Below are 14310 nucleotides of genomic sequence, written 5' to 3'. Positions count from 1 at the left end.
CATGTGTGGTTTTGTGGGCTATGTACAGGCTGGACCCGGGCCGAGGCCGGACCTGCGGGCCTGGAGCGACGTGATCTTTCACCGCGGCCCCGACCAGGGCGGCTGCGTGCAGCAGGGCCCCTTCGGCGTCGGCACCCGGCGGCTGAGCATCCTCGACCTCTCCCCCGCCGGGAATCAGCCCATGCGGGGGGAACGCTTCGTGCTGGCCTTCAACGGCGAGATCTACAACCACTGGGACCTGCGCCGGGCGCTGGCCCGCGAGGGGGTCGGCCCGGACGCCTTCCGGGGAACGTCGGACACCGAGACTGTCCTGCGTGCCGTCGAGCACTGGGGCGTGCGGACCACCCTGGCGCGGCTCAACGGCATCTACGCGCTGGCGCTGTGGGACACGCGGGACGCGTCCCTCACGCTGGCCCGCGATCCCCTGGGGGTCAAGCCGCTGTACGTGCAGCGCGGCCCGGGGGGCGTGCAGTTCGCCTCCGAGCTGAAGGCGCTGCGGCCCCACGCCACCGGGGGGCTCGACCGGGAGGCGCTCGCGCTGTACTTCGTGTTCGGCTTCGTGCCCTCGCCCTACACGCTGCTGAAAGGGGTCCGCAAGGTGCGGCCCGGCGAGGTGCTGCGGATCTACCGCGACAGTTGCCGCCAGGCCTGGATCACCCCGGAGGCGTGGGAGCAGCCCCTCGACCCGGGGCAGACGCCGGAGGAGCAGGTGCGGGCCACCGTGGAGCACGCGGTGGAACGGCAACTGCTGGCGGACGTGCCGCTGGGCATCGCCCTGAGCGGGGGGGTAGACTCCACGCTGGTGGCGGTGCTCGCCGCGCGGCGCACCTCCGATCTGTCGTCGTTCAGCATCCGGCCCGCGCACGCGGGCGGCCCGGCGGCGGGCGCGGACGCGGACCTCGCGGCCGTCACCGCCCGCATGCTGGGCTTCCGGCACCACGAGATCGCGGTGCGCCCCCAGGAGGTGCTGGAGGAGAGCATCGTCCTGAGCATGCTGGACGAGCCGGTCAACGAGCCGTACATCCTCGCCGAGATCCTGCTGAGCCGGGCGACGCGGGAGGCGGGGGTGCCGGTCCTGCTCACCGGCCATGCCGCCGACGAGCTGTTCCTGGGCTACGAGGGCTACACCTCGGTCCAGAGGTGGCTGAGCCACAACCGGATTCCCCTGCTGGGGGCGGCGCTGCCCCTGGTGGACCGCCTGCCCTTCCTGCCGGACGAGCGGCGGCAGGACTACCGGCTGGCGATCCGCGGCTGGCGCCGCCCCCTGCCGGAGTGGTATGTCCTGAGCACGTCAGCCTTCAGTGTGGAGGAGGCCGCGACCCTCACCGGCCTGCCCGCCGAGGGGGTGCGCGCCGCCGTGGACGGGGTGATGCGGGAGGCGGTGGATGCCGCGGGGCGCCTGCCCGCGGGGCGGGACCTGCACCCGCTGGAACTGTTCGCGCGCCTCGACCTGGTGCTCAACGTCACCGACCACTATAACCTGCGCCTCGACCGGGCCAGCATGAGCCAGTCGGTGGAGGCGCGGGTGCCCTTCCAGGATCTGGAGGTCGTGAACACTGCCCTGCGCCTGCCGCACACCACCCTGCTGCAGGGGGGGCTCAAGGGGCTGCTCAAGGACGCCTTTGCCGACCTGCTGCCGGAGGAGATCCGCGGGCGGCACAAGCAGAAGTTCCAGGCGCCCGTCGCCCGCTGGGTGGCCGAGCCGCTGGCCCCCTGGGTGGAGGAGTGGACCCGGCGGGCGGGGGGCTGGCTGGACCTCACGCCACTGGGCGCGCAGTCCCACCCCGGCCGCGCCGCCTCCCGGCGCTGGAGCGTCGCGCTCCTGGAGGCGTGGCGCCGCGACTGGGGGCTGGAGGCGTGATGGGCTGGCACCGGGCCGTCGTCGCGGGCGCCCTGGGAGCGCTGGCCGGTCTGGGTGTGGCCGGGGCGGACCGCGCGAGCTGGCATGGCCCGTGGCGGGGGCAGGACCTGTATGTGACGGTGGTGACCCGGGGTCACCCGATTCGAAATGGGTCCGGTCCCTGGTGGCAGTGGGGCAACACCCACACTGACGCCTACCTCTTCGGCTTCGGGCGACCCGGGGTAGACCTGATACTGGACTTCAGCCTGCAGGGGAACACCCCGCAGGCCGCGCTGTTCGTGATCGACAAGGCGCAGCGGCAGCGGATCGGTGTGCGGCCCGACGGGTACACGGTGCCCCCCAACACCCCGATCCGCATGACCTTGCAGCCCCGGGGGGGCGACTGGCTGGTGGGGAAGCGGCCCAACTTCAACCTGCGGGGCGTCTTCCACGACGTGGTCAGTTACGGGGAAGCCTTCCAGTCCATCCGGTACAACTTCCGGGTGGGCAGCCGCGTCCCCGGGGAACCGGACTGGACGACGGCGGTGGTCGCGGACCCGGTGGACCGCACGGTCGCCTACCCGCTGTTCACGGCGGCGGTGCGTGCCGACCCCAGTGTCCCGTACCGGCTGGCTCCCCCCCTGCTGCCGGGCTTTCCCTACCTGAGCGCCCCCACCCTCTATGAGTTCTATGGACCGAACCAGCCGCTGGCCTATGAGGTCGGCTCGCGGTCGTTCCTCAACCGCTTCGTGGGGTTCCAGACGGCGGGCATCTACGCCTTCAACTCGTACGCCCTGCCGCCGCGGGTGGCGTTCGAGGCGCCCTTCGCCTGGTACCGCTTCGACCCGCGCATCGGTTCCTTTCCCAACCTAACGGTGCGGGTCGAGCAGTTCCCGCCGGGCTACACCCTGGCCAACCTGCCCACCGTTCAGCGCACGGCCATCCGCTTGAGCTGGACCGGGGAGGACTACCGCGCCTGGCGCTACTCGCTGTCGGTGGCGGGCAGCCATCCCCTGAACGAGCGGGTGCAGGTGGGGGACCGGCAGGTGCGGGCCGTGCCCTACGCCCGGCTGCCCGGCTGGACCACCGCCCAGCCCTGGCGGGCCGTCTCCTTCGTCGAGGCAACGCAGGGCCTGAGGGGCAGCGAGGGCATCTACGCCTACAGCGTGGAGGCCAACCCGGACCTGTTCCCCTGGCTCAACGGGCTGGCGGACGCGCCCCCGACCACCTTCGCCGCGCCCATCCTGCGCGGGGTGTCGATCGTGAGCCCCCACCAGCTCCCGGCGGGCTACCGCGGGGAGTACAACCTGATCTACAACCACGCCCCACGCCTCTACCTCTCGCCGGTGGACGGGCGGGTGCATCTGGAGTACGCGCTGGGCGGCCTGTGGAACCTGGGCGACGGGTATGTGCTGCGGACGCACAATGTCAACGGCGGGAAACGGATCAACGCCTGGCTGCTGGAGCGGCTGCCCGCCGGGGAGCGCCTCTCCAAGACGCCCCGCGCCTACAAGAGTGAACCACTTCAGAGCCTGTTCGCCCTGGGCGGCTACCTGCTCTACAGCGACGCGCGGGGGGCCGCTATCCGGCGGGCGACGCTGCCCCCGGATATTCCCCTGCCCACCCCCGACGACCGGGGCCGCTGGCAGGCCTTCCTGAGCGGCACGCAGCGCCAGGCCCCGCGCAGTCCCCGGAATCTGCGGGCGTGGCTGGGGGCCTTTGAGGGTCCGACCCTGACGGTGCCCGGGGGTGCCCTGCGCTCGGTGCGCGCGACGCCGACCGGCTTTCGCCTGGTCCTGAGCCTGCCCCGGGGCACCGCGTCCACGGCCCTCCCCGGCCTCCCCCGCCTGGGGGCTGGGCAGCACGTGCTGGAGTACCACCTGGACCGCGGGCGCTGGACGGCCATGCGGGCCACTCCCGCTGCCGTGCAGGGGACCGCGCGGGCCCCCCGGGCGCAGGCCTTCCGGCCGGGGGAACTGACGCTCACGCTGCGCAACAGCGGCACCCTCGACCAGAGCGGCCGGGCGACCCTGCTGGTGGACGGTATCCCCGTGAAGGACTGGGAGAACCTGACCGTGCCCGGCGGGGGCACCCTCACCGAGCGTCTCGCGTGGTCCCCCGAGCAGGCGGGCGCGGTGCCCGTCGCCATCCGCTGGCAGCAGGGCTTCGTGAACGCGCCCCCGCCGCGGGGTCGAGCGCCCGTGCGGTGGCAGGGCCCTCCCGTTTCCCTGGGAAGCGTCCGCGTGGAGGACACCCCGCGGGTGGAGGGATACTCGGTGCTCCTGCTGTCCCTCCCCGGGCAGCCCGCGCTGGGCACCGCGCTGCTGCTGGGCGTCCTGGTGCTGGGGGGCTACGGCATGTGGCGGGTCTGGGGGCACCTGGAATGAGGGGGAGCAAGCGGCGGACCCTGTGGTGGGTGGTACTGATCGGGCTGTCCTTCGGCAGCTACTTCATGCTGCGCTACCAGGGCTACTGGGCCGAGATCGACTCCAGCGTGTTCATCACCGCCATCCAGGGGTTCCAGGAGGCGGGGCGGCTGTCGTACCCCGGGGCCTACCTGCACGGCTACGCGTACGTGGTCTGGGCCTCGGCACTGAGCGACTTCACTGGGCTGCCGGTGCCGGGGCTGGTGCAGCTCTACCTCCCGGCCCTGAGCACGCTGCTGGTGGCGCTGTTCGGGTACGCGGCCTTTCGGCGCCTGCTGGGTGGGGACCGCCTGGGGCTGCTGGCGGTCGGCACCGCCTTCCTGGTGCCCGAGTTCGTCTTCACGGTCGCCCGGGGCAACCACGAGAAGATCGACATCAGCATGATCCTGCTCGCGCTGCTGGCCCTGGTGAGCAGCGCGCGGGAACTTTCCGGATCCCGGCGCTGGGGCGTGTTCGTGGCCTGGACGCTCACGTACCACTTGGCTGTCTTCACCCTCGCCACGAGCAACACCTTCTTCGGGTCCACGTTCGCGGCGGCCGTGACCCTGCTGGCACTGGCCATGGGGCTGGCTCTGCGCTGGCGACCCGCCGGGGCGGCGCGGCACGCCCTCACCGCCCGCCGATTGCTGCTGATGGCGGGGCTCTCCTGGTGCCTGGTGCTGCTGGTGATGTGGTACCTGTACCCGCTCGCCAGCAGCCAACTGCTGACGTACCGGACCATGCTGGAGCGCCTGGCCTCGCTGTTCCTCTCCTTCGACACCCAGTCCAACCCGTACACCGCCGTGCGGCAGGAATGGGCCAGCCAGCTCGTCTACCGCGTCGTCTCGGCCTTCCGCTGGCTGCTGTTTCTCGTCTCGTTCGGCTTCTGGCTGCTGCTGTCGGGCCGGGCCCTGCGGCGGCTGGACCGTACCCCGGCCCCGCGGCTGTTCCTGCTGGGGCTCTACGGCGCCTTCGGCATGCTGCTGGCATGCAGCATCCCGGTGGATTTCCTGGGGCTGGCCGAGGGCAACAACCTGCAGGTCCGGCTGTACACCTATTTCGTGCTGCTCGCCGCGCCGCTCTTCAGCCTGAGCTTGGCACTGGTCCTGCGCCTAAGGGTGGCGCGGGCCGCTCTCGCCCGGCGCGGGATGAGGCCTGCCCTGCAGGCAGCTCTGGTGGCCTTCGCACTGCTGAGCTTGCTCAAGGCCACCGTGGACCCGGCCATCAGCAACCTGTGGACCTTCTACCTGCCCCAGGAGGTCCGCGCCATGCACTTCTGGGCGGAGCAGGAGCAGTACGCCGCTCTGTGGACTGGCACCCGGGGCCGCCTGGACTTCGCCTACGCCAGCCTGTACTCCACTTTCCGCCCCAACCGCAACGAGTTCGTGGCGGGTACGCCAGGCGCCAGGGTCGAGATGGGGCTGGATTCCCCAGCGGTACGGGCACAGGCCTTCGCGGACCGGGCGAGCCTGCCGCTGCTCCTGCTGGGTAACCGGGTCTACGATAACGGGACAGTTCAACTGGTGCGCCGCCTGCCCCAGCGCCCCTTCGAACGCTAGGACTACAGGCTCAGTCGATATCATTCCAACAAAGCCACCCACGTCCAAAAACCAGCCGAAGGGAGATAAAGATTTGGTCAAAAATCACTTAGTTGAAGCATCGAAAATATAGCACCAGCAAATAGCACAATTTGGAGAATAGGTAATGCCCAAGGAAACAATTTACGACCTCGTTACCGGCGGTTCAGGCTTTGTTGGCTCTCACCTGGTTGATTATTTAACCAATCAGGGCCGCAGTGTTATTGTTGTAGATAATTTCGATGCTGGTCGTGAGGAGAATCTAAATTGTTCAAAGTCAATGATAGAACTTATACGAGCCGACACCAGGGACGAATCTTTAATAAACATTATCAAAGATTTTAATATACACAGAGTTTTTCACCTGGCCGCAAATGCTAGTGTTCCGAGGTCTTCACAAGACCCGATGTATGATCTAACCACTAACGTTGTTGGAACGTTAAACATGCTTGAAATCGCACGCCAAAGACGTTCACAATTCATATACATATCCAGTGCGGCTGTGTACGGGACACCTCAATATATTCCTACTGACGAGGTGCATCCTACTGAGCCTATTAGCTATTACGGCACCTCGAAACTGTCCGGTGAACATTATACAGATCTATACAGACGCGAGTATGGTCTGGACACTCGTATAATACGGTATTTTAACTGCTTTGGACCTCGTCAACCACGGTACATCGTGTTTGACTATTTGCGTAAGGCATACGAATCGGGCGATACATTTCAAGTTCTTGGCAGCGGAGAACAAGTAAGAACACAATTGTATGTTACTGATGCAGCTGAGGCAACTGTGCTGGTGGCAGAGAAGGGTGATTCAAAGCCTTACAACATCGGTTCAGAGGAATCTTTTACAGTGCTTGATCTCGCTAAACAGGTTCTAGATATAACTGGACAGACACATAAGAAAATTACCATAACAGGACATTCGTGGCCCGGAGATATTGCAGTTTTAAAACCAGACATTACGAGGTTGAAATCGCTAGGATTCAGACAAAGCCATTCGCTGATTGACGGCCTAAGGAAGGTGTTAGAATGGTGGAACAGAAATACCGAATTGGAATCTTGACTCCCTTCTACCCGCCGTTTATAGGCGGGGCGGAAGTAGTAACAGAACGAGTAGCACGTATGTTGGCGGCTCGCGGGCACTTAGTCGAGGTTCACACCCTTAGATATGAGCAATCACTTCCAATCGAAGTACTTGAAGGCTCTATTAAAGTATTTCGTCACCCATTCGAATTCATCAAGCTTTTCGGCTTTACCGACATCCATTCTCCCAGCCTTATGCAGGCGATGAAACGATTGGAGGCAGATGTCGTTCATATACACTCGGTCACTTTTCCATATTTCCTTGCAAAGGCCTCGTCTCACATCAAGACAAGGGATATACCTTCAATTATAATAACCCACGGTATATTTGAAACAGTAGATGGAGGCTATCGTGGTTTCAAGGGAAGAATCTATCGGTTGTTAGCCCGGCATGCCCTATCAATGTTATTTTCTAAAATCACTGCACTAGGAGCACTGTCCAGTTTTGACGTAAAAATACTGAAGAACAGCCATATATTCCATGGAACGTATAAAATTCTGTTAAATGGGGTCGATTTACAAAGACTCAATACTCCAAGTACGCGATCCAAAGATCGGCCGTTAAAGTTAATTCATGTAGCCAGCCTCAAGCCGAATAAGGGGCACATGGATGTTCTCGAAGCACTCTCACAGAGCGACTTGAATGTTGAATATCATGTGATAGGTTCTGGCGGCAGCTTGTGGAGAGCGCACGAAGAGAAATTTAAGGAAGCTATTACTTTTCACAATCTTCAAGAAAAGGTTATATGTCATGGGAGAGTGAGTGATGAAATCAAAGACCAACTCTACCAAGAATCCGACATTGTAATTGTACCCAGTGAAGCAGAAACCTTTCCTCTGTCAGTACTTGAGGGAATGAGCTACGGAAAGCCGGTGATTGCCACTCGTGTTGGGGGTGTTGAAGATATGATCGAGAACAATATAGAAGGTTTATTGATTGATCCAGGGAAGCCTGAATGTATTGTGAAGGCAATTTATGAGCTATTGGATCCCTCAACTCGCGCACGACTGGGCGAAGCAGCCTACGAGAAAGCTTTAATTAAGTTCAACTGGGATGTAGTCGTAGACCGCTACGAGGAATTAACCAGAGAAATTATAACGAATCGTGCTACCCTCAGTAGAGCGCATAGGACTCCCAATCATATATAAAATAACCGAATCAGATTGAGTGAAGACGACTTGAATTTTAGCGCCTGATTTTAAGCGGGAGACGGAATGTATTTCGGCTTTTGAGAGGTGAGAAGTTGGATTGCCTCAGGTCTTGCACCTGGATAGGCTCAGAACTTGCACCTGAATAGGTAGTGAAGCAGCGCTCCCAGACACGAGAAAGAGGGTGTGTGGAACCTTAAGCTTCTCGGGGAGCGCGCTCGTATCCTGACAGATTCCTGTCTGTGCCCACCAGCCCGTATCAGCAGCGCAGCCTGGAGGCTGCGCTGGGGGTCTTTCTCGACCTGAAGACGAAAACGGCACTGCACCGGGCCGATATGGTCAGTGCCAGCGCGCTCAGTCGCCTGCTGAACGTGTACGAGTGGGACACAGCTGAGTGCTGGGCGACCCTGGTCCAGACCCAATGGGACGCCCTGCTGCTCGCGGCCCGGCGCAAACACCATCCTCGCCTGCGGCTGTGCGTGGACCTGACCAGCGTTCCGAAGACGGGACGCGGGTTGCCCTTTGTTCGTGTGCAGGGCGAGGTCCACGGCATTCATCTGGTGGTGCTGTACGCGGTGTATGGAGACCTGAAGTTTCCGGTGGGATACCGGGTGTATCGAGGGAAGGGGTCCCCTTCCCCCGTCCGGCTCGCCCTGGACCTACTGGCGACCGTTCCCACCGACGTGAGTCGCCGCTTCGCCGTGTGGGTGCTAGCCGACAGTGGCTTCGAGGCGGCGGCGTTCCTGGAGGGCGTGCGGGACCTCGACTTCGAGTTCGTGGTCGGCGTGCGCTCGACTCGCCGGACGGACCATCCCGGTCACGTCACGGTGCAGGACTGTGAGCACGGGAGTTGGGTTCACCTCGCCAACTGGCCGTGGGAGATCCTGACGCTCGCCCGGGTCGACCGAGGGGAGCGGACCCTTTTCTCTGTGGCCTCCCAACTGCTCCCGGGCGACACCGTCGCCCGGGAGGGGGGAAACCGGTGGGCCATCGAGTCTTTTATCAAAAAGGCCAAGCATGGCTTCGGGTTGAATCGGTTCGCGTTGCGAACCGCGCAGGGACTGGACCGCTGGGTCTTGCTGGTCTTCGCTACGTTCACGCTGGCATTGCTCTGCCGCACCGACACCCTCTCGCTGGAACAAGCGGCCGAAGTCGCGGCCCGGGTGGCCCTGCCCCGGCTGGTCGTTCAGCGACTTGCTGTACTAGTCTGGCGAGAGGAGGATTTCTTGCAGCAGTACGGCTATTCACTCGCCCTACCCAGGTGCAAGACCTGAGCTTCACCGACCTTGATGCCCGGCGGCCCGCGTCACCAAAAGCGAGGGAGATCCCTACGGGCGCCATTGACAATAAACAGTGGTGGGGATAGCGAGGAGCTGATCTGTCAGAATGCGATCACGCTCTCCCAGAATCTGAGACGTTGACACTCCCAGATGTTCTCGGCCAGGAGCGCTTTTTCGCTGCTTATTCAGGTGCAACTCCTGAGTCAAACCCCTTTTTGCATGGCGTCCTTGGCAGCCTCTACTTGTGGTTATCAAGGTTGCATCTGATACCGACCTCGTTTAAAATATGAAAAATCTAATAGCACAGGTGTGGGTCTTTTGACCGGCAGTTAGACATGCATTGTACGGTCGAAAGGAGGATAGCGCGCAGGGACGGCAGCAAAACGCACGAAATCAGCGTGCAGCGTATCAGCGATCCCGGCTCGAAAAGCTGGAAGCACCTGACTTAGACTTCGACGTCCAGCGATAGTCGATCTTAAGCACAGTCCGCTCCCATGAAAAGGAGAGTCGTATGCTGGACGTGGGGCTGTGTCAGGTACCTATACCTGGTCGCGTCTCGAACATCTGGGCAACTGGAAACATCTGGCCCAGGCGCTGCACTCTTCACCGGAACCTAGTCCTAACAGTCCCCCAGAGCCCGACAGTAATCCCATCGGGGGATCCAAGCCGTAGCCCATCCTGTCCAGAGCGAGCCACTCCTGACCACTCCAGCTTTCCTGTATACGATTTGGCCCTGCTCTTCCAATGTGATCAGCTTCGTTTTGGGAGGTTGCAAATGATTGAGTCAGGCCAGGGCAGGTAATCTTCGTGCGGATCCTTTGGCTTCCCCACGCTCCCTGGACAACCAGTCAGCGTGCTCGTTACTTCGTCGAAGCCCTCCTGCATCATCCGGATATAGAGGTGAATGTCGTGACCTGGACCCAGCTGGAGCACCCCCGCCAGCTGCTTGATCCGCGGTTGCTGCAGCGCACTGGCAAAACACTCACCGAAACACAGGGGCGGCTTACGTTATCTCACATCCCAAATGTTCCCCTCGCCCTCTTTTCCCCCATACTCCGCGCGCACAACTTAAACACCCTGGCGTCCCACGTTACAGAATTGGTGACGCGGGCAGACATTGACGTAGTGGTCGCGGCGCGTCCCATGCAGCTTCCGGCCCTCAAAGTTCCCGTCGTCGCCGACTTTTTCGATGACAATCCCTCCTACTGGCAGGATCACCGTGGGCACCCGCGGTTGGCAAAGGAAATCGATCGTCTGGAGCAGCAGTTGGCGAGGGACGCCCGCCTCCGGGTGTGTGCCTCACAGGTGTTGGTGGAGAAGCTCGCGCGCTGGGGCCATGATGCCACCTACCTCCCCAACGGTGTTCACACTGAACGTGTGGCTGGTGGGGACCGCGCCGCATTTCGCCGCAGTGTCGGGGCAGAAGAGTCCGACACGCTGGTGGGCTACATCGGCTTTTTCGGGGAGTTCTCGGGCCTGACTCGTAGCGTGCGTAGCCTCGCGCTGTGGCCGCCAGGCACCCGCCTGCTGGTGGCGGGAGACGGGCCCGAACTGGCGCGGGCGAGGGCCCTTGCGGTGGCCGGGGGATTCGAGGACCGGGTCACCTTTCTGGGATGGGTCAGGAATGTCCGCGATTTTTTCGCCGGGATTGACGTCGGCCTGCTGCCCTTCGACGTCACGGACTTCACGGGTGGGGCTTGCCCCATCAAGCTCCTGGAATACACAGCGGCTGGTAAACGCACGATCTCTACTCAACTCGAGGAAACGCGCCGCATGGGCATTCCCGGCCTGATCTGGACCGAGCCCACGCCAGAAGGCATCGCTGCCGGGGTCCGGGAGTTTGTGAACACCCAGGATGAAACACTTGATCCCACTGTGGCGCGGCGTTACGAGTGGCGAACCCTGGCCAACGAGTACCTCAGCTTGCTACGCGACGTTGTGGTCCCCGCAGGCGTATGAGGCCCCCGGCGAGTCAGAAAACGCGAAGTTACACCGGTACAGGTGGGCGTCCTGCGGTTGCCACGAATCAGGCAGCGGGCGGCCAGCCAGTTCGCCCCAAGCGTGGCTGCGGATGACCTTATCACCGCGGCGGTTGCCATTGCCCCTCTTTTTAGGCTCTGCGCCAGGTTTGATGACGGGGGTCGAAGGCCAGCAGAACCTGGTGTCGTAGCGTCCCGAACGAAGCGCGTCCAAACACCTACCGCTTCACCTGCTTGATCTTGTTCACCATCCCCTCCACCGGCCCGTTCGACCAGGGCAACTGCACGGCTGGGAATTTCCATCTGATCTGGGATTGCGTTTCACCTTGCCTGGGATTGCTATTTGCCACGGCACAAGTGATGGCCCGTTATTCAGGACGTATGTACCATGTTCACTTTGCCGCTGCAGCACTGAGAACTAAGTCTTCCCTTCGCCCTGGATGCCGCGGGCGTACTCGGGTGACCGGTCGCGGGCCATGAGCTGCACTTCAGGATGACTCTGCAACCAGGCGGCCAGCGTGCTGGCTGTCCGATCCCCCAGCAGCTCGATGAGACGATGGGTTTCGAGGTCGACGATCACAGTGCCTTAGGTCTGCTCGCGGTTGAGGACAAAGTCATCCACACCGATGATCGAGTCCCCGACGAGGGGACCGTGACGCGGCCCAGGAGGCGCTGCAGGCTGGAGGCGCTGGGGTGGACCTGCAGGTCGGGTGCCAGACGGGCACCGCCCCGACTACCCAGGGCGGTCACCAGCGTGCGCAGCACGGCTGTGCTGCGCGACGTGTGTTGCTGATCAGGAGGGGTCAGAGTGCAGAACCGCTCGGCGAAGATGACTCGGGGGCAGCCGGGTGGCCAGCAACGGAAGCGGCGGACGTGAACGAGAAGCCTGACCGGAACACCTGACCAGGGGAGGTCATGGAGGGTATGCGCGTAACGGCTGTGAACCCGGCTGGACGCCTGCTGCCACAAAGGGCAACAGGCCTGTGGTGCGACAGCGTCAAGTTCGAGGGTGATCAGCTGATTCGGCTCGGCGAGGATCTGGCGAACCACGACACCTGGGGGAGAACGGTACGTAGGAGGGGGAGCAGGTCGCAGTCCATCCCTTAGCTTGCCCCCCCTCGTCAAACCTGGCGCAGAGTCTCAAAACGGGGGCAACGTCACGACCTGCCCTATTCTCCCCGGACAGGAGGAACGGAAGGGGCACGAGTATGTTTGCCACGGAACCACGCTGATTGCCGCTCTCGATCCCAAAGCGGGTAACGACAGGAGAACGGAAGGGGATGACTGAATGAGAACTCGCCAGCGAGAGGACTCGCTGGCGAGAGGAGAGGATCAGAGGGTGGCAATCAGCGGGTCAGGTGGCCCCGTTGCCAGAACAGCACGCTCCACCACAGGACCAGTAGCGCACCCAGCGCCAGTCTCCACAGCAACATGTCAAGCACGTTTAATATTTCTAGGTCCCACTCGGTTGGGACGACCCGCCATTCAGTTAGGAGCTTTGAGGGAGTGTTCGAGGTTTTTGTCGCCGGTGAGGAAACGGAGTTGGCACTTGAACTCCACCCCCCAGGCGTCGCGCGCCGTGCAATACCCGGTCGGGTCCGGCGGTGACGTCAGGGTCGAGCGGAAGCCGCTGGCGATGAACTGCCGCGTCGCGCCCGTCACGCTGGAACCCACGAACTTCGCGCCCATCGGATCGGTGTAGTACACCCCCACATTCTGGCCGTGGTCCCCCGCCACCACCCGCGTCGGGCCATATTCCAGGAAGCGCTCACTCCCCGAGTGCACCGGGTCCAGCGCCATCAGGTCCTGCAACGAGGTGCAACTGGGCACCACCGCGCAGCGGGTCATCGGAAAGCTCTGCTTCACGCTGAAAAAGTTCGGGAAGAACCCCGTCACGTTGTACTCGTTGTCCACCACCCACGGCTCATACCCGTTGGTGTTGGGTGACCCCAGCGTGCGGGAGCCCATGTCGCGGATGCTGTTCTGATCCACCAGATTGCCCGCCGCGTCCTTGCACCCGGTCACGTTCGCGACCATATTGGTCGCCGGGGAATACCTCGCCCGCCCAAAGTCCCCCATCAGGTGCACGTCCGCCTTCAGGGTCTGGCCGTCGGTCACCCCCAGGTCGAAGGTGTGGTAGCGGGTGCAGACCCGCCCCAGGCCGCTGGAGCCCATATGCACCGTCACGTTCCACCAGGTTCCGTCGGTGTTCCGGAACACCTGGCTCTTGAAGCCCTCGTGCGGCTCGCTATGGCCGTCCTGCGCGGCGGTGTAGCCGTACAGCGGCGTGTACAGTGGCTTGCCACCCGCGTCTACCCCCGCAAGTTTGGGATCAGAGCCGTGTTCGTGGCGGAAGTAGCACCAGTACACCGGGTCGATCTGGGGGTGCCAGGTGGGGTACCACTGGCCGTCGGGGCCCTGGGCCTTGTACTGATCATGCACCCAGGCCGGGCAACTCTGGTTGGGCACCGGCACGGTCTGGCCCGCCGGAACGGCGGGCACCACCGGGGCCACCCCGCCCTGCTCGCCCACGATCACGCTGTAGTTCTGGGTGCCGCTCTCACTGGGGTAGCCCACGCTGGGCAGGCTGACCTGGCCCGCGGGGAGGTCCTTGACGAACACCGGGTAGGTCAGGGTGCTGCCCGAGCGGGTGACCTGGACGCTGCCGTTCTGCGACCAGGAGCCCAGCCAACCGGGGCGGAAGGAACCGGCGCGCCAGATCAGGCCGACCCGGGCGGGTCGGCTGAGGGTGAAGTGGACGACCTCGGGCTGGCCCTGGACGGTGACGATATAGGTGTTGGGCAGCGAGAGGGCGTCCCAGCGGGCGTAGGGGCCGGGGTTAGCCACGACCTGGGTGCCGTAGCTGGTGGCGCCGGTTTCCAGGGTGAGACCGGCGGCAAACTGCCGCGGGCGATACTGCATGTTCTCGTACTGCTCCAGCACCCCTTGCGCCCCCTGCCAGTACCCATACCGCGACACCAGCGTCGG

At 63.3% G+C, this 14310-nt stretch carries 8 protein-coding genes and 1 pseudogene; 7 read left to right on the top strand and 2 right to left on the bottom strand.

Annotated elements, in window-relative coordinates; translation table 11 throughout:
* The first annotated feature begins 1 nt into the window (after nucleotide 1).
* The 7 genes and pseudogenes from asnB to F784_RS0119200 all read left to right on the top strand — a co-directional run bounded on the left by asnB (nucleotide 2) and on the right by F784_RS0119200 (nucleotide 11302).
* The gene (gene asnB, locus F784_RS0119220; protein WP_040383587.1) at nucleotides 2–1861 is read left to right on the top strand and encodes an asparagine synthase (glutamine-hydrolyzing); all 1860 of its coding nucleotides are present in this window, start codon (nucleotides 2–4) and stop codon (nucleotides 1859–1861) included.
* On the top strand, nucleotides 1831–4227 hold the full coding sequence (locus F784_RS0119215; protein ID WP_157465379.1) for a hypothetical protein: 2397 nt from the start codon (nucleotides 1831–1833) through the stop codon (nucleotides 4225–4227). Before asnB ends, F784_RS0119215 begins: the two co-directional genes overlap by 31 nt.
* The gene (locus F784_RS23865; RefSeq protein WP_157465378.1) at nucleotides 4224–5804 is read left to right on the top strand and encodes a hypothetical protein; all 1581 of its coding nucleotides are present in this window, start codon (nucleotides 4224–4226) and stop codon (nucleotides 5802–5804) included. The genes F784_RS0119215 and F784_RS23865 overlap by 4 nt, the downstream gene beginning before the upstream one ends.
* Nucleotides 5805–5949: 145 nt before the next feature.
* Nucleotides 5950–6894, top strand: a complete 945-nt coding sequence (locus F784_RS25575) for an NAD-dependent epimerase/dehydratase family protein (RefSeq protein WP_083939280.1) — start codon at nucleotides 5950–5952, stop codon at nucleotides 6892–6894.
* The gene (locus F784_RS25570; RefSeq protein ID WP_083939279.1) at nucleotides 6861–8063 is read left to right on the top strand and encodes a glycosyltransferase family 4 protein; all 1203 of its coding nucleotides are present in this window, start codon (nucleotides 6861–6863) and stop codon (nucleotides 8061–8063) included. The genes F784_RS25575 and F784_RS25570 overlap by 34 nt, the downstream gene beginning before the upstream one ends.
* A gap of 186 nt (nucleotides 8064–8249) precedes the next feature.
* A pseudogene (locus F784_RS0119205) lies at nucleotides 8250–9337 on the top strand (transposase).
* 915 nt (nucleotides 9338–10252) lie between these two features.
* Nucleotides 10253–11302 carry a glycosyltransferase gene (locus F784_RS0119200; RefSeq protein WP_157465376.1) on the top strand — a complete coding sequence of 350 codons (1050 nt, stop codon included), beginning with the start codon at nucleotides 10253–10255 and terminating at the stop codon, nucleotides 11300–11302.
* Nucleotides 11303–11740: 438 nt separating this feature from the next.
* Here the strand turns inward: F784_RS0119200 and F784_RS26405 are convergent, their stop codons facing one another.
* Nucleotides 11741–11902, bottom strand: coding sequence for a hypothetical protein (locus F784_RS26405; protein ID WP_019588349.1), 162 nt, complete (start codon nucleotides 11900–11902; stop codon nucleotides 11741–11743).
* Nucleotides 11903–12807: 905 nt separating this feature from the next.
* Nucleotides 12808–14310 (bottom strand): hypothetical protein (locus F784_RS26685; RefSeq protein WP_019588348.1); only part of this gene is annotated, 1503 nt, incomplete at its 5' end.

The organism is Deinococcus apachensis DSM 19763 (assembly GCF_000381345.1).
Classification (GTDB): domain Bacteria; phylum Deinococcota; class Deinococci; order Deinococcales; family Deinococcaceae; genus Deinococcus; species Deinococcus apachensis.
The sequence above is the reverse complement of the archived record's forward strand: the minus strand, read 5'-3'. Positions and strand labels throughout refer to the sequence as shown.

Coding starts and splice junctions, on each gene's coding strand:
- asnB (WP_040383587.1), top strand. CDS start 2: ATGTGTGGTTTTGTGGGCTATGTACAGGCTGGACCCGGGCCGAGGCCG.
- F784_RS23865 (WP_157465378.1), top strand. CDS start 4,224: ATGAGGGGGAGCAAGCGGCGGACCCTGTGGTGGGTGGTACTGATCGGG.
- F784_RS25575 (WP_083939280.1), top strand. CDS start 5,950: ATGCCCAAGGAAACAATTTACGACCTCGTTACCGGCGGTTCAGGCTTT.
- F784_RS25570 (WP_083939279.1), top strand. CDS start 6,861: ATGGTGGAACAGAAATACCGAATTGGAATCTTGACTCCCTTCTACCCG.